At 30.7% G+C, this 17401-nt stretch carries 12 protein-coding genes; 3 read left to right on the top strand and 9 right to left on the bottom strand.

Going from position 1 to position 17401, the window contains the following annotated elements; all coding sequences use genetic code 11:
* Positions 1-183: 183 nt before the first annotated feature.
* From ACM55H_RS03735 to ACM55H_RS03720, 4 genes are all read right to left on the bottom strand, one after another.
* A complete protein-coding gene (locus ACM55H_RS03735) occupies positions 184-750 on the bottom strand; it encodes a YceI family protein (protein WP_416835233.1) in 567 nt (188 codons plus the stop codon).
* 283 nt (positions 751-1033) lie between these two features.
* A complete protein-coding gene (locus ACM55H_RS03730) occupies positions 1034-1600 on the bottom strand; it encodes a YceI family protein (RefSeq protein ID WP_039109683.1) in 567 nt (188 codons plus the stop codon).
* Between the two features lie 46 nt (positions 1601-1646).
* Positions 1647-2279 carry an NAD(P)H-dependent oxidoreductase gene (locus ACM55H_RS03725; protein ID WP_039109685.1) on the bottom strand — a complete coding sequence of 211 codons (633 nt, stop codon included), beginning with the start codon at positions 2277-2279 and terminating at the stop codon, positions 1647-1649.
* 13 nt (positions 2280-2292) lie between these two features.
* Positions 2293-2745, bottom strand: coding sequence for a MarR family winged helix-turn-helix transcriptional regulator (locus ACM55H_RS03720; RefSeq protein ID WP_416835232.1), 453 nt, complete (start codon positions 2743-2745; stop codon positions 2293-2295).
* A 598-nt stretch (positions 2746-3343) separates the two neighbouring features.
* On the opposite strand from ACM55H_RS03720, the gene ACM55H_RS03715 reads away from it, so the two are divergent.
* From ACM55H_RS03715 to ACM55H_RS03705, 3 genes are all read left to right on the top strand, one after another.
* A complete protein-coding gene (locus ACM55H_RS03715) occupies positions 3344-9007 on the top strand; it encodes a PAS domain S-box protein (RefSeq protein ID WP_416835231.1) in 5664 nt (1887 codons plus the stop codon).
* A gap of 438 nt (positions 9008-9445) precedes the next feature.
* Positions 9446-12769 carry a chemotaxis protein CheB gene (locus ACM55H_RS03710; protein ID WP_416835230.1) on the top strand — a complete coding sequence of 1108 codons (3324 nt, stop codon included), beginning with the start codon at positions 9446-9448 and terminating at the stop codon, positions 12767-12769.
* A gap of 83 nt (positions 12770-12852) precedes the next feature.
* The gene (locus ACM55H_RS03705; RefSeq protein ID WP_416835229.1) at positions 12853-14997 is read left to right on the top strand and encodes a PAS domain-containing hybrid sensor histidine kinase/response regulator; all 2145 of its coding nucleotides are present in this window, start codon (positions 12853-12855) and stop codon (positions 14995-14997) included.
* Between the two features lie 66 nt (positions 14998-15063).
* Here the strand turns inward: ACM55H_RS03705 and ACM55H_RS03700 are convergent, their stop codons facing one another.
* The 5 genes from ACM55H_RS03700 to ACM55H_RS03680 are packed head-to-tail and all read right to left on the bottom strand — an operon-like array spanning position 15064 to position 17389.
* Positions 15064-15810 (bottom strand): LOG family protein, encoded by a 747-nt coding sequence (locus ACM55H_RS03700; RefSeq protein WP_416835228.1) that lies wholly within the window; start codon positions 15808-15810, stop codon positions 15064-15066.
* 28 nt (positions 15811-15838) lie between these two features.
* Positions 15839-16027 (bottom strand): DUF6132 family protein, encoded by a 189-nt coding sequence (locus ACM55H_RS03695; protein WP_416835227.1) that lies wholly within the window; start codon positions 16025-16027, stop codon positions 15839-15841.
* Positions 16024-16326 (bottom strand): thioredoxin, encoded by a 303-nt coding sequence (gene trxA, locus ACM55H_RS03690; RefSeq protein ID WP_416835226.1) that lies wholly within the window; start codon positions 16324-16326, stop codon positions 16024-16026. Before trxA ends, ACM55H_RS03695 begins: the two co-directional genes overlap by 4 nt.
* Positions 16319-16525 carry a hypothetical protein gene (locus ACM55H_RS03685; protein ID WP_416835225.1) on the bottom strand — a complete coding sequence of 69 codons (207 nt, stop codon included), beginning with the start codon at positions 16523-16525 and terminating at the stop codon, positions 16319-16321. The genes trxA and ACM55H_RS03685 overlap by 8 nt, the downstream gene beginning before the upstream one ends.
* 30 nt (positions 16526-16555) lie before the next feature.
* Complete coding sequence (locus ACM55H_RS03680) at positions 16556-17389, bottom strand: methyltransferase (RefSeq protein ID WP_416835224.1); 834 nt, start codon at positions 17387-17389, stop codon at positions 16556-16558.
* Between the last annotated feature and the right edge of the window lie 12 nt (positions 17390-17401).

Genomic DNA, 17401 nt, shown 5'->3' with positions numbered 1-17401 from the left:
AATAATACTATAGGAAGCTTAGTTCACGACGATTGACGTAAATTGTTCCACCACCAAGTATTGTTTATTGTTGTTTTCATCATTTTTTTGTTGTGACAAATATATAAATGAATTTCGATTATTCAAAAATAAAAAACCAAAAAAAATATTAAATTTCATTCTTTTTTGTTAAATAAATTTTGCCTAAAACACTAAATCAACATTTAATTCAAATTCATCGTAAATTGTTTTGTCTCCCAAATCATCAAAATAACTGCCAGAACCGTATTTTATGTCATATTTAGTTCGGTCTATTTTCAAAGCGGCAGTTGCTGTATTTCCTTTTACAATTAAATCAAATTTTACAGGATTAGTAACTCCTTTTATAGTTAAATCAGCAGTGACAGCATAAACGTTATTGCCTTTATCGCCAATGGTTTTGAAAACTAAATTTGAAGTGTTATAATTGTCTATTCCAAAAAAATCATCTGATTTTAAATGACCTTCCAGTTTTATTTTTGATTTTCCAGTTTGATCCGTATTTGATAATGATTTCATATCTGCATTAAAATCGCCTCCAACCACTTTATTATTTTTGAAAATAATATACCCATCTTTTAGTCTTATTGTTCCTTCATGCTGACCCGTTATTTTCTTTCCTACCCAATTAATGATACTTTTAGAAACATCAATTTTATTCGTTTGTCCATTTGCCTTTATTACGGTAAAAAGGACTAGTAAAATGAGGCCAATTTTTTTTAGATTTTTCATAATGATTTATTTAAGTTAAAACCCAATGTAGAGTAAATAAATTATTTTAAAATTTAGTTACTTTCAAAGTTACAAAAATCATTTTCAATTTTAGAGTGTTGATGGGCAATATATTAGTTGCGTCTACTGTTAATTTTAGCGTTGAAAATTATTAATAAATGAATTCACACATTCCAATATTTTTTGAAGTTTTACTGTTGATTATCATGAAAAATTCATTTGATTGCAAAAAAAAAACCCAACAATTACTTGTTGGGGTCTGTCATATTATTTTGAAAAAATATTAGAATTTCAAAGCAACAGTTAATTCAAATTCGTCAGAAATAGCTTTGTCTCCTAAATTGTCAAAGAAACTACCTGAACCATATTTAATATCATATTTTGTTCTGTCAATTTTCAATGCAGTTGTAGCTGAATTAGCTGTTGTTGCAAGATCAAAAGTAATAGAATTTGTTTTTCCTTTGATAGTTAAATCACCTGTTACAGTATATACATTTGCAGATTTAGCAACTACTTTTTTGAAAACTAAAGTTGAAGTTGGGAATTTTTCAGTTCCAAAGAAATCTTCTGATTTCAAGTGACCGTTTAATTTTCCAAGGTATTCCCCAGTAAGATCAGTTGAAGTTAATGATGTCATATCAACATTAAAAAGACCACCAGCTAATTTTTTTCCTTTGAAGATTAATTTACCATCTTTAAGGTTTACTGTTCCTTCATGTTGTCCAGTTACTTTTTTACCAACCCAGTGGATTGTACTTTTTGTAGCATCAACTTTTTTAGTTTGTGCTGAAATTGATACTGTAGATAAAACTACTACTAATGCTAATGCAATTGATTTTAAATTTTTCATTTTTTTTAATTTGATTTTGGATTAATATTTAATTTTGAATTAGTAATTATAATGTGATAAATAAGTCTTCTTGTGATTTTCTAACTTTTTTGTAATGCTGTGTAGCGTCTTCCTCGTGTCTATAACCAAGTGTTGCAATCAATGTAGCATTCAGGCCTAATTTATCTAAACCTAATATTTCGTTTACTTGAGCTGGAACAAAACCTTCCATAGGAGTAGCATCAATTTTTAGTTCAGCTGCTGCATTCAATAAATTTCCTAAGGCTAAATAGGTTTGTTTTGCAGTCCAAATGTTTTTAAGTTCAGTTTCTAATGTAGAAATTTTAGATTTCATAAAATCGCCATAACCAGACAAAGCTTCAATTGGAGTGCTTCTTGTCTCACTAATATTTTTCAAATAACTATCAATAGTTGTGTCGTCAACGTTAGTATCATTTGCAAAAATTATTAAGTGAGAAGCTTCAACAATTTGAGATTGTCCCCAAGCAGCTGGTTGAATTTTAGCTCTTAATTCTGGATTTTCAACAATTATTACTTTATAAGGTTGTAATCCATAAGAAGATGAACTCAAACGAATGGCTTCTTTTAAAGTATTTAAATCTTCTGTTGTTATTTTTTTGGAAGCATCAAATTTCTTTGTTGCGTATCTCCAGTTTTGATTTTCTAAAAAAGTATTCATAATTTTAATGTATTTAATTTCTGTATTTTTCTAATAAATAATTTAATTTTTCTAATTCTTCGGCATTTAATTTTTTCGAAAATAATTGCTCGTGTTCTATTACCTTAGGGTCTAATTCGGTTAAAATGTCTAATCCTTTTTGAGTAATAAGAACTTCAATTTTTCTTCGGTTTTCGGGGCAAACATTTCGAGTAACAAAATCTTTTAATAATAATTTATCTACTAATCGAGTAGTATTACTCGTTCTGGCTAACATACGTTCCTGTATTAAACACATATTTGCCGGATTCCCTTTTTGGCCTCTTAATATTCGTAATACATTATATTGTTCTCCGGATATGTCATAAGGCTTCAATATCTCATTAAAATTATCTGTGATAACATTTTGAGTGTATAAAATATTCAGAGTAATTTTTTTTGAAATGTCCAATGCTACTGTACTTTTTATTTCATCTTCAATTTTCATGCCTTTATCTTTCTCATTTGTCGGTACAAATGTAACACTTTTTATATTTGTATATACAAATGTGTGTTATTTTTTTGTTAAAATAATTTTAAGCTATTGTATAAGGATATGAATCAGCTACTTTTAAAATTTACTGATTTAAGTTAAAAACCAAAAGTCATTAAAGAATTTGTAATTGAAACAGCAGTATCTGAAGCTGAAATGCTTGGTAAGAATAACGAATTTGATTGTCAGTAATCTGTTTGTATTAATTTAAAATATTGATTTAGAGGTTTTTATTGGAAGCTTTTTTCCAAATTTTTTTCTTAGAAATACTCAACGTTTCCTGACTGAATCCTAAAGTATGAAAGAAAAGAATTTCTAAGAGTAGTACGTATATTTTCTTCACAATTGTTTTATCTAATTGATGAAGTAAAGATAAATTGCAAAAATGCGCAGTCAGTAACTAATTTCACATTGGATAAAGTGATTGATTTTAATTGTTTTTTATAAAAAGATTTAATGTAAATAGTTGTTAAATAATATATTAATTTGTTAGGGTATTTTTATTACATTTAAGAGTTGTAATAGTATTGATTAATATTTGAATTTTAGGGGTATGAAAGAAGAGAAAGATACATATAACGATCTGCTCAATAAGTTGAAAGAAAAGGAGATAGAGATAGATCAATTACAAAAAAAAGCAGAATCATTAGCTAGTTTTAAGTTTTTTATTGAAGAGTCTGCTGATTTAGTATGTATTGTTGGAATTGATGCTTTTTTCAAAGAGATAAATCCCGCTTTTGTTGCAATTTTAGGATATTCAAAAGAAGAATTACTTAATAATTCGTTACTCCATCTTTTGCACCCTGATGATCTTGAAAGATCATTAAAAGAGATTGAAAAACTTTCTACAGGTATACCTTCAATAAATTATGAGAATAGATTCCTAAAAAAGAATGGTGAATTTGTTACTATTCAATGGACTGCAAATAGCATTTCTTCTGGAAATATTTATGCAATAGGAAAAGATATTTCAGAGATAAGAAATACCCAAGAAAAATTAATTAAAAGCGAAAACTTACTAAATGATGCTCAAAAAAATGCCAAAATGGGCACTTGGGAATTCAATTTTAACACTAAAGAAATACTTTGGTCTAATGAATTGTATGCTATTTTTGAAATTGAAAAAAAGAAAGATCAAGATTTATTCCAAGAATATCTAAATAATTTCTCTAAAGAAGATAAAGCGTTATTTCAAGAAAAAATAGCACAATTAAGAATCGACAAAAAACCTTTTGAAATTGAACAAAAGGCTACTTTTTTTGACAAAAAAGTAAAGTGGTTTAACCAAACTATTTTTCCGTTATTAGATGATAATGGGAATGTATTTGGAATCAGGGCTAATACTCAAGATGTTAGTTTGAAAAAATTAATTGAAGTTGAGATTAAAGCTAAAGAAAAAGCTGAAATTGATTATAAACTAAAAGTAATTGAAGAAGAAAGCAATGCTAAGTTTAAAAATTATATTGAAAGTGCGCCAGATGGAGTTTTTGTATTAGATGAAAATGGACATTATTTGGATGTAAACCCTGCAGCTACACTGTTAACTGGTTATTCTAAAGAGGAACTATTAATGATGAAGTTTGGCGATTTGTCTTCTGTAGAATCTGTAGAGGATTACTTTAAGGAATTCCGAAATCTTTTGAATAATGGAATAGCAAAAAAAGAAATTGAAGCAATTCATAAAAAGGGGGAAACTAGATGGTGGTCAGTGGAAGCTGTGAAACTTTCGGAAAATCGTTTTCTGGGATTTGTTAAAGATATTACCGAGAGTAAAAAAGTTATTGAAACCTTAAGAGTAGAAAGAGATAAGTTTATTAAAATTGCAGCTACTTCCCCGGGTCTAATTTATTCGATGCGTCAAAATAAAAATGGCTCTTTATCTTATCCTTATGCCAGTAATGCTGTTGAAGAAATTTACGGCCTTACTCATGAAGACATTGAATATGATACCAATACCGTTTTTTCATTAATTCATCCGGATGATTTAGATTTTGTAATGAAGAGTATCATTGAAACCAAGTCTAAGTTGGTTCCTCTCAAAGGTAAATACCGTTACATGCACCCCATAAAAGGATTGGTATGGCATGAAATGAACTCTTTGCCAGTAGTTGAACCAGAAGGAACTGTGATTTGTCATGGAATAATTACTGATATCACCGAAAGGGTTGTGGCTGAACAAAAACTTATTAAAGCAAATCGACTTTATTTATTTATAAGCCAGATAAATCAAATGATTGTTCGTACAACTGACGAACTAACTCTTTTTAAAGAGGCCTGTACTATAGCTGTTGACTTAGGAAAGTTTAGAATGGCATGGATTGGAATGATTAATGAAGATACTAAAAATATTACTCCTGTGATGATAGCCGGTGAAGATAGAGCGTATCTTTCGGTTATTAAAACGATTTCAATTAATAATAATATATCAGAAGGAAGAGGGCCCGGTGGTACAGCAATTAGAGAAGACAGATATGTAGTTTGCAATGATATTGAAAACGATTTAATGATGTTACCATGGAGAGAAGAAGCATTAGATAGAGAATATTTGTCTTTAATGGCATTGCCAATAAGAAAATTCGGAAAAGTAATTGGAATTTTTTCTTTTTATGCCAATGAGAAAAACTTTTTTGATGCAGAGGAAATAGCATTGTTAGAAGAGGCAACGGGTGATGTAGCTTTTGCGCTAGAGATTTTTGAAAAGGAAGCTTTACGGAAAAAAGCAGAAGAAGCGGTTATTGAAAGTGAACAACGTTATCATACACTTACTGAAGTTTCACCAGTAGGAATTTTTCGTACGGATCTAAATGGGCTCACCACCTATGTTAACCCCCGTTGGTGTCAAATTTCAGGCTTAACCTATGAGAAGGCGTTAGGGAATGGTTGGCTTGCAGCTGTCCATGATGATGATAAAAAAATATTGTTTAATGGATGGGAAAATGCAACTTATAACCAAGAAATCTCCTTGTCAGAATATCGTTTTGTTCGTCCGGACGGTTCAGTTTCTTGGGTAATGGGGCAAGCTATTCCTGAGAAAAATGTAAAAAATCAGATTGTGGGTTATATAGGCACAATTACTGATATTACAGAACGTAAAATTGCTGGAGATATAATTTTAAAAGAAAAACAACTTTCAGAAACAATAATTAATAATCTTCCGGGTGTTTTTTATCTCTATGATGAATCCGGTAAGTTTGTGAAATGGAACAAAAATTTTGAAGATGTAACGGGTTACAATAAAGAGGAGGTAGCCCAAATGACTCCACTTGATTTCTTTGATAAAAAGGAAAAAGAAAAGGTTAGAATAAGAATAAAGACTGTATTAGAAAATAAATCAAAACGAGTTGAAAATAAATTACCGGGAATTGAAATTGAATTTTACACCAAAATAAAAAATAAAATTCCTTACTATATTAATTCACTTGTCATAGAATATGAAGGTAAAAAATGCATTTTAGGAATGGGCTTAGATTTAACTGATGTCAAAAAAGCTGAGGAACAAATTAAGAGTGCCAATGAACGATTTGAGAGAATTTCGATTGCGACAAATGATGCTATAGCTGAAGTAGATTTATTGACTGGGCAAAGTTGGAATAATAAAGCATTTATTGAGCTTTTTAATTTTGGTAACAGTAGTGAATCAAGTACAATCAATAATAAAGCAATATGGAGGTCTAGACTTCACCCGGATGATAAGGAAAGAGTTATTAATAAGCTTGAAGAAGCCTATGCAGGTACCACTAATATATGGTCAGATGAATTTCGTTTTCAAAAAGGGGATGGAAGTTACGGATACTTTTATGACCGTGCTGTTATCATAAGAGATCAATCAGGAATAGCAAAACGTTTTGTTGGCTCTATGACTGAAATTACTGAATTGAGAAATATTAAAGAACAACTTGTTAATAGTGAAGAAAAATACCGCAGCCTTATAGAGCAAGCCTCAGATGCTATTTTTATTAACGATGTTTCAGGGAATTTACTCGAAGTTAATGAAAGTGCATGTATGATGCTTGGTTATACCAAAGAGGAACTTTGTACAAAAAAATTAACTGATTTATATACCGTTGATGAGCTCACCTTGAGACCCATAATGATAAAAGAATTACTTAGTGGTCAGCAAACTCTTATTGAACGCAATATGCTGCATAAGGATAAATCGTTGATTTTTGTAGAAATTACTGCTAAAATGCTTGTTGATAAACGTATTGTAGCAATAGTGCGAAATGTAAGTGAACGCAAACAAAGCGAAGACGAGTTTAAGAAAATGCACAAAAAATTGGAGGCTGTATTAGAAGCAATTCCTGATTTACTGTTTGAAGTTGATATTGAGGGTAGAATTTATAACTATCATTCCCGTAGAGATGATTTATTAGCATTGCCTGCAGAGCTTTTCCTTGGTAAAACATTTTCGGAAGTATTGCCCTCAGATGCTGCAAATTTGGGGTTGTCAGCAATACGCGAAGCTGCAGAAAAAGGGTTTTCTACTGGGAGACAATATTCTTTAGAATTACCGGATGGCTTACATTGGTTTGAACTTTCAATAGCACCTATGCAAGAAAGCGAAGAGCATGAGATACATTTTATCTGTCTTTCTCGTGATATTACCGGAGCCAAACAATCAGATTATGCACTCCTAAAAAGTGAAGAAAGATACCGTGGTTTAATGCACAATCTTGATGCAGGAATAGTGGTTCATGCTCCAGACACCTCTATTATTGTAAATAATCAAAAAGCATCAGAATTATTAGGATTAACTGATAGTCAAATGAAAGGGAAAACGGTTGTTGATTCGGCTTGGAAATTTTTGAATGAAGATAATTCTGTTATGCCAATTGAAAAATATCCGGTAAACCAAATTGTAACTAATAAACAAGCAATTAAAAATTTCCGTCTTGGTGTAAATAGACCGGAAACGAATGATGTGGTATGGCTCTTAATTAATGGCTTTCCTGAAATTGATTCTAATGGTGAAATATTTGAAATTGTAATTAGTTTCATTGACGTTACAGAACAAAAAATGATGGAAATGGAGTTAGTCAAAGCTAAAGAACAGGCCGAAGCGGCTAATAAAGCCAAGACTGATTTTCTTGCGAATATGAGTCACGAGATTAGGACTCCGTTAAACGGAATAATTGGGTTTACTCATTTGTTAATGAAGTCAGATCTAAAAAAGAATCAGGCAGAGTATATGACTACAGTTAATGAATCAGCAACTTCATTAATGGAAATTGTCAATGATGTATTAGATTTTTCTAAAATAGAATCTGGGAAATTAGAGTTGGATATAGAAGAAATTAACCTTTTCAAATTAACAAATCAGGTTATTGATTTGTTTAAATATCAAGCCAATCAAAAAAAGATAGATCTTACACTTCATATAGATGAAAAAGTCCCGCAATATATTCTTGCGGATTCCGTAAGATTGAAACAAATAATAGTAAATCTATTGAGTAATGCCATAAAGTTTACCAGTTTTGGAGAAATACGTTTGGACATAGATGAAGTTTCTCCTTCTGATAAAAATTGGTCAACTATAAAGTTTTCAGTAAAAGATACAGGGATAGGTATAAAAGGAGATAATAATGAAAAAATATTTAATTCTTTTGTACAAGAAGATAATTCTACGAATCGAAAATTTGGAGGAACGGGATTAGGTTTGGCTATTTCAAATCAACTTTTGGCATTGATGGACAGTAAATTGCAATTAATTAGTAAATATGGTGACGGAAGTGATTTTTTCTTCGTCATTAAATTTAAAAAGTCAATCCATAAAAAACATATAGATTCAGTACTTTCTAATACAATTAACAAGGATTCGATTATTCTCACAGATACTTTAAGCGATAAAAAGATTTTAATTGTTGAGGATAATAAAATTAATATGCTTTTAGCAAAAACCCTAGTGAAAAGGATAGTCTCTAATTGTATTATTTTTGAGGCTAAGGATGGGAATGAGGCTATAGAACAATATATAAAAGAACAACCGGATGTTATTTTAATGGATATTCAAATGCCTAATAAAAATGGATATGAGGCAACTGAGGAAATCAGGAAATTAAAAAATTCTGAAAACATTCCAATAATTGCCATAACCGCAGGAATAATGGTAGGCGATAAAGAAAAATGCCTGGAAGCAGGGATGAATGATTATTTACCAAAGCCAATTATTCAATCGGATTTAGAAAAAATGCTACACAAATGGTTGCATAAAAAATAATTTTATTTTTGAAATTTAAAAAAGTGGTTATTAATTTAATCACTTTTTTTGTTTGTAGGTTTAGTTTGTTTAATGATTTTGAATTTAATTTATTTGTAAAAAAAGTTTATTTTCACTAAATTTAACATTGATTGCGCCTAATTTTAGTTAAATATTTAATTAACAATAGTAAAAAATACTTTTTAGTGTAGATAAATTATTTTGATTAGTACTGGATTAATATCTGTTTTTTGAAAAAGGTTAATCAATTGTTAAATAATGTTGATTTGTTTGATTAAGGCTGCTAATATTTTAATCGTTTTGCTTTTATAAAAAGCTATAAAATCAGTAATAACATATTAATTTAGCCACACAAATATTTCTAAAATATAAGGAGATAATAGGACGAAAGAAATCCGACCCAACAAATAATAAGGTACAGAAAATTCTAATTTCGTGATGATAAACAAAAATCAAATCAGTCTAATAGGGGAAGACAAAGTTTTAGATTTGAAATCAAATTCAATCTTGCCTGAGGCAGATAGTAATGATTTTCCTATTATAGGTATTGGAGCTTCTGCTGGAGGTCTTGAGGCATTAGAATTATTTTTTGAAAAAATGCCAAATAACAGTGGTATGGCATTTGTTGTCATTCAACATCTGGATCCTACACATGTTGGGATAATGCCAGAGTTGCTTCAAAGAATGACACAAATGAAGGTTTTACAAGCAACAGATACACTTAAAGTAAAACCAAATTCAGTTTATGTAATTCCACCTAATAAAAGTTTGTCAATTCTAAAAGGGAAACTGCATTTGTTTGAACCGCTTGAGTCTAGAGGGTTACGATTACCGATTGATGTTTTTTTCCGCTCTTTGGGTTTGGACCGAAAAGAAAAAAGTATTGGAATCATTTTTTCTGGAATGGGATCCGATGGGAGTGACGGATTGAAAGTAATTAAAGAAAATAGTGGATTTGTACTTGTTCAGGAGCCAACTTCGGCAAAATTTGATAGTATGCCACGAAACGCAATTGAAGCTGTAATTCCTGATATTGTAGCTCCTGCAGAAGAATTACCGGCTAAACTGATAGCGTTATTAAAATACTTTCCAAAGATAAATACGGATTCCGAGATATATGTTAAAAGCAAAAGTAGCATCGATAAAATTATAATTTTGCTGCGTGAGCAATCTGGACATGATTTTTCGATGTATAAAAAAAATACATTGATGCGTCGTATTGAAAGAAGAAAAGCCATACATCAAATCGATAATATACAAACGTATGTCCGTTTTTTACAAGAAAATCCAAAAGAGGTTGAATTACTTTTTAAAGAATTATTAATTGGTGTAACCGGTTTTTTTAGAGATACGGCTGTTTGGGAAAAAATCAAAGAGGAAATTATTCCTAATCTGTTGAAAGAAGTACCAAATGGATATACTATTCGAACATGGGTACCAGCCTGTTCAACAGGAGAAGAAGCCTATTCTTTGGCAATAGTTTTTGAAGAAGTTATAGAAAAAATAGGGAGACATAAAAATATTAAACTCCAGATTTTTGCCACTGATTTAGATATAGTTGCTATTGATAAAGCTAGAAAAGGGTTCTTTTTATCTGATATAGAAAAAGTGGTGTCACCGGAGCGAATTAGTAAATTTTTTTATACTGAAAAATCAGGTTATCGTGTGAATACCTCCATTCGGGAAATGATTGTATTCGCCCCTCATAATGTGATAAAAGACCCTCCTTTTACTAAATTAGACCTATTGACTTGCCGAAATATGTTGATATATATGGAGCCGCAATTACAAAATAAATTAATAATGTTATTTAATTATAGTCTGAATCCAGGTGGGATTATGGTACTGGGAACAGCAGAGACAATAGGAAGCAGTATTAAAGGATTTGATGTAATTGATACCAAATTAAAAATTTTTAAACGGACTTCGAAATCGGTAATTCCTGAATTTACTAATTTCCCAAGTTCTTTTTCCCAAATTAAAAGATTAACTACCGACATTATGAAAGAAACTAAGGTTGTTGAAAATATACAAATCCTTGCAGATCAAATTTTGCTTCAGCGTTTTTCACCTGCAAGCATATTAGTTAATAATAAAGGTGATATTATTTATATTACGGGTAGAACGGGAAAATATTTAGAGCCTGTTGCTGGTAAAGCAAATTGGAATATACATGCAATGGCTCGTGAAGGATTAAGAAATGAGTTGCCAACTGCTTTCCGTAAGGCATTGCAAAGCTTCGATCCGGTAAAAATCGAAAATGTAAAAATAGTTGAAAACGGGAGTAAATATTTTGTAAATTTAACACTCCAACAAATTGAAAGTCCGGATGCTTTAAAAGGGATGATTATGTTGGTATTCAATGATGTAACTGGAATTTTTGAGTCAAATGTAAATACTTTAAAAGAAAAAAAACTAAGTGTTTCCGGTAAACAAAAAGAATTAGAAGCTGAGCTGATACGTTGTAAAGAAGATTTGAACAGTACTCGTGAAGAGATGCAAACCTCACAAGAAGAACTGAAATCGACTAATGAAGAATTACAATCGACTAATGAAGAACTACAGTCAACTAATGAAGAACTAACAACATCCAAAGAAGAATTACAAAGTTTAAATGAAGAATTGCAAACAGTTAATGCAGAACTTCAAAGTAAATTAGTTGATTTTGAACAGGCAAATAATGACATGAAAAACCTGCTCAATAGTACTGAAATAGCTACTCTTTTTTTAGATAAGGAATTAAATATACGCAGATTTACGGATCCGGTAACCAAAATATTTAAATTAAGGGCAACGGATACGGGAAGACCTTTCACAGATTTAGTTTGTGATTTGAATTACCCAGATATGGGAAGTAACGCATTAGGAGTAATTAAAACATTATCTTCTATCCAAAAGGAAGTGGCGACTAATGATGGTCGTTATTATTACGTAAGGATAATGCCCTATCGAACTTTGGATGACCGAATTGATGGACTTGTGATTACTTTCACAGATATTACAATAGCAAAACAAGCCGAAGAGTCCCTAAAAATGGAAAACCGGTACCGTCGTCTCTTTGAATCCGCAAAAGATGGAATACTGATTCTTAATTCAGAAACGGGGATGATTATGGATGTGAATCCTTATTTGGTTGAAATGTTAGGCTATACGCATGATCAATTTATTGAAAAATCTATTTGGGAAATTGGTTCTTTGAAAGATATAGTGGCCAATAAAGATAAATTTTTAGAATTGCAAAAGAAGGAATTTGTCCGGTATGAAAATTTACCGCTTGAAACAGCTAAGGGGAAAAAAATAAATGTTGAGTTTGTAAGTAATGTATCCTTAGTAAATAATATAAAAGTGATGCAATGTATTATTCGTGATATTTCTGATCGAGTGATGGTTCAAGACGCATTAGTCTCTTTAGAAAATAGGTTTAGGCATCTTTTTGAATCTGTAAAAGAAGGAATTTTATTTCTGGATTCAGAAACCGGAAGGATAACTGATATAAATCCGTATTCAACTGATTTGTTTGGTCTATCAAAAGAAAAATGTATTGGAAAAGAAATTTGGCAAATTGAATCTTTGAAAAATATTATTCCGAATATAGAGAAATTTAAAGAATTAAATAAAAAGGAATTTAGTCATTATCATGCTATGGAAATTGAAATAGCGGAAACACGAAAAATAAAAATTGATTTTACCAGTACAATTTATCAAGTAGGAAATAAAAAGGTAATTCAATGTTTTATTCACAAAATACCAAGTTTAAACTAAAAGAGAAAAATAAAAAAGTCTACGATTAATAGTTTTCCAATTCTATATAGTACAAATGGCAATATTTAACAATGTTGGAAATTATGAGAAAAACAGAAAGTAAATCAGAAGCCATGGTAATTCTACGGGAAAAAGCAGAGGAATTGCAAAAAAAGAAAGACTTAAAATTAGATTCAAATCTTTCTGAGGCCGATACGTTAAAACTCATTCATGAATTTGAAGTGCATCAGATTGAACTTGAAATGCAGAATGAAGAATTGATACTTGCTAAAGAACAGGCAGAAGTTGCTATTGAAAAATATACAGATTTATACGATTTTGCACCATCGGGCTATTTTACATTAACAAAAACAGGGAAAGTAACAACACTTAACCTAACGGGATCTCAAATGTTAGGCAAAGAAAGGTCTCGATTGATAGGGAGCCAATTTGGATTTTTTGTTTCCAATGATACAAAAACTGTTTTTAATCTTTTTTTAGAGGATGTATTTAGTAGTACAGTTAAAGAATGCTGTGAAATTAAATTATTATTAGGGAATACTTGTATTACGGATGTTTATCTGACAGGAATAGTAACCGAAGACAGGGAACTTGCGCTTATCTCTGTTGTAGATATTACACAACTTAAATTAGCTGAATCAGCACTTAAGGACAGTGAGGAGAGATATCGTGGATTATTAAATAATATTGATGTTGGTATTATTGTTCATGCTGCTGATACTTCTATTATTTTATCTAATCCTAAAGCATCTGAATTGATTGGTTTGAGTACAAATCAAATGAAAGGAAAAGTAGCAATTAATCCGGTATGGAGATTTGTAAATGAAAATTATGAAGCTTTACCAATTGAAAATTATCCTGTAAGCCAAATTATTAGCCAGAAAAAACCAATCAAAAATTTTATTATTGGAATCAAACGACCTGATAATACAAAGACTATATGGCTTTTATTAAACGGTTTTCCTGTTTTTGATAATCTTGGCGATTTAATTGAAGTAGTAACTAGCTTTATTGAAATCACTGAGCTTAAGATGTTAGAAATAGAATTGACAAAAGCAAAAGATCAAGCCGAAGCAGCAAATAAAGCAAAGTCAAATTTCCTGATGAATATGAGTCATGAAATTAGAACACCATTGAATGGAATAATAGGTTTTACTGATTTGTTGATGAAGTCAAACCTTGACGAAAATCAGTTGGAATACATGAATACGGTAAAAGAGTCGGCAACAATATTAGCCGATATAGTAAACAATATTTTAGATTTTTCGAAAATAGAATCAGGAAAATTAGAATTAAATATAGAAGAAATTGATCTCTTTGAACTGACTCATCAAGTTATAGATCTTTTTAAATATCAGGCAACTTTGAAAAATATTGATTTAGTTTTAAATATTGATGAAAATGTGCCTCACTATGTATTTACTGATTCCGTACGATTGAAACAGATATTAGTAAATTTAATTGGCAATGCAGTAAAATTCACAAAAGCAGGGCAAATTCAGTTAGATATTTATAATAAATCCAATGCTATAAAAAACAAAGCAGCCATAAATTTTTCTGTAAAAGATACAGGAATTGGCATAAAACATCAAAATCAAGAAAAAATATTCCAGTCTTTTGTGCAGGAGGATAATTCAATAACACGTCAATTTGGGGGAACGGGTCTTGGATTAACAATCTCAAATCAACTTTTAGGTCTAATGAATAGTAAATTAGAACTAATTAGTAATTATGGGCATGGAAGTGATTTTTTCTTTACGATTGAGCTTGAAAAGTCAAAACACGAAATAGAATTAAGCAATATTGAAAATAATTTAAAAGCAGAAAATGAAATTTCTTCCGGTGAAATTTTGAAAACCACTAAAATATTGATTGTTGAGGATAATAATATTAATTTACTTTTAATAAAAACCCTTCTAAAAAAAATAGTTCCTAATTGTATAATATTTGAAGCTTCTAATGGAATTGAAGGAATAAAATTATTTAAAAAAGAGCAACTGGATCTTATTTTAATGGACATACAAATGCCAATAAAAAATGGATATGAAACAACTGCTGAAATCAGAAAATTAAAAAAAGCAAAAAACATTCCGATAATTGCCCTAACTGCTGGAATGTTATTAGGAGAAAAAGAAAAATGTTTAGAATCTGGAATGAATGATTATATTTCTAAACCAATAGTTAAATCAAATTTAGAATTAATTCTGCACAAATGGTTGGATAAATAATTATTGAGCAGTGGATGAAATAGAGTAGAGAAGAGTTTTAGTGTAAATTTAATTAAGTGTTTTTTATCATTTTCTTCTTTCTCCAAACCACCATTTGGATTTATAAGGTTGTTTCTTTAAACCAAATTGTTTGATTGCATGTTTTTTTATGTGCGCTATTAATTCTTCAACAGAATCAGTCACAAATAAAAGTTTCATATCCTCAGGGCTAATACTTTCGTTTTCGGACATTACTTGGATATGATGAATCAGTTCTTCATGGTATTTTTTATCATAAATTACTATTGGAAAATTATTGATTATTTTATTTTGAATTAGCGTTAATGCTTCAAATAATTCGTCCAAAGTGCCAATTCCTCCAGGCATTACAACAAACGCATAAGAGTATTTTATTAGGATTACTTTCCTAACAAAAAAGTAGGGGATGTAAATCCATTTGTGGAGATAAGGATTGGGTTTTTGCTCTACAGAAAGAACAATATTACAACCTACAGAGTAGCCGCCGGCTTCATAAGCACCTTTATTTGCCGCTTCCATTATTCCGGGACCTCCGCCTGTCATTACTGTAAATCCTAGCTTGGCAAGCTTAGCACCAATTTTTACCGCATCTTTATAATGGTTTGTTTCCGGACCAAAACGAGCAGAGCCAAAAACGGTTACACAAGGTCCGATAAAGTGCATTTTTCGAAATGCATTAATGAAGTTATAAAGGACTTTAAATAAGAAAACTAAGTTTTTAAATCGGGATAATGGTTCTCTTACAAATAAAGATTCGGATTTTGAAAGTCTGTAATATTGAGGGAATTTCTTCATATGCTAAAGTTATATAAAGGAATCGAATTTATTTATTCTTTACAAACATATTCAATAGTAATCCACCCATTAACCCACCGTATAAAGTACTATTTAATGGCTTTGAAGTTATAGCGCATGTTCCTGAAGCGCAACCTATATGGTAATAATAGAGATAACCGGCCAGAGCTCCTGCAACTATCCCTAATCCTGTGACGAGGATTGCTTTTCTAGTCATGCATTACTTTTTTCTATAATAGTTTTAATTATTTCCTCTTTAGTCAATACACCGGATTGTCTCCATAATTGTTTTCCGTTTTGAAATAAAATCATTGTAGGAACACCTCGTACTTGGTATTGAGACGCTATTTGTTGGTTTTTGTCTACATCAATTTTAATGATTGAAACACGATCCCCTAAACTGTCTTTCACTTCTCTCAAAATGGGACTAAGCATTTTGCATGGTCCGCACCATGTTGCAAAAAAGTCTATTAAAACTGGCTTTTCTGATTGGATAATACTGCCGAAATTACTCATCTTTACTGTATTTATTGTTTGAAATAGTACAACCATTAGAACTGCAGCCTAAATTAAATAGTACTTGAATGAAGAAAAATAACCCAAAAGCGATAAACATCCATTCTTGCAATATATAGGCTTGGGCAAATAAAAATAAGGCAAACGCCAGACGAACTAAGCGCATAATATGCCAATTTGTAAATAATAATTCTTTCATTTTCTTTTTTGAAAAAAGTAAACTTGTAATTTAACTTATTTTTTTAATTTGATACTTTTCATCATAAGAAATTGCATTTTGTAATGCTGCGACTGCAATTTCATTTTTACTTACAATTAGTACTTCTGCAAAATCACTGCTCATACTTACATTCACTATTCCGTCTAGTGCAGCAAACTTTTTTGTTACAGATTCCATGCAACCGCTGCAAGTAATCCCTTCAAATTCATAAAGATTAACGTTGACTTTGTTGTTCTTTTTTAATTCGAAAAATAATTCCGAATTCGCTCTTGGTGCAATCGAATTTAGACTTAAATCCTTTTTTAAAAATTCAAAAGCAGCTGCGAAAAGTGCCTCATATTCCTCTTTGCTTCCGCCAAAAGGAGGGCTTACTTCAAATGTTCTATTAAATAATAATCCTGCCAATTTCCCTTCATCAGCCAAAAGTTGATGCATTTTCCAAACGTACTTTTGACGTAGGGTAGGAGGCAAAGCACAGAAAAAAGTCTGTTCAATAATCAAATCATATTTTCCTTGGTGTTCAAAAAAATCACCTAATATGATTTGGATATTGGAATTATTTTTGAATTTCTCTTTTAAAACAGCAACCGGTGTTGGCGCAATATCAATAACGGTAATGTTCGTAAAATCGTGTTCCAAAAGATATTCCGCTTCATAACTGTTCCCACAACCGGGAATCAAAATAGCGATGTTTTTATTTTCTATTGTATCTATATAAGTTTGTAAAGGAGGCGATACTTTACCTAAATCCCAACCAGTGGCTTTGGTTTTGTATTGGGCTTCCCAGTACGTCGCGTCAAGCGGTCTTTCACATGAAGTAACACAACATTTTAGATCTTCCATAATTTCATTTTT

This window comes from Flavobacterium cryoconiti (assembly GCF_048158645.1).
GTDB lineage: Bacteria > Bacteroidota > Bacteroidia > Flavobacteriales > Flavobacteriaceae > Flavobacterium > Flavobacterium cryoconiti.
This window is presented reverse-complemented; position numbering and strand designations above follow the sequence as displayed.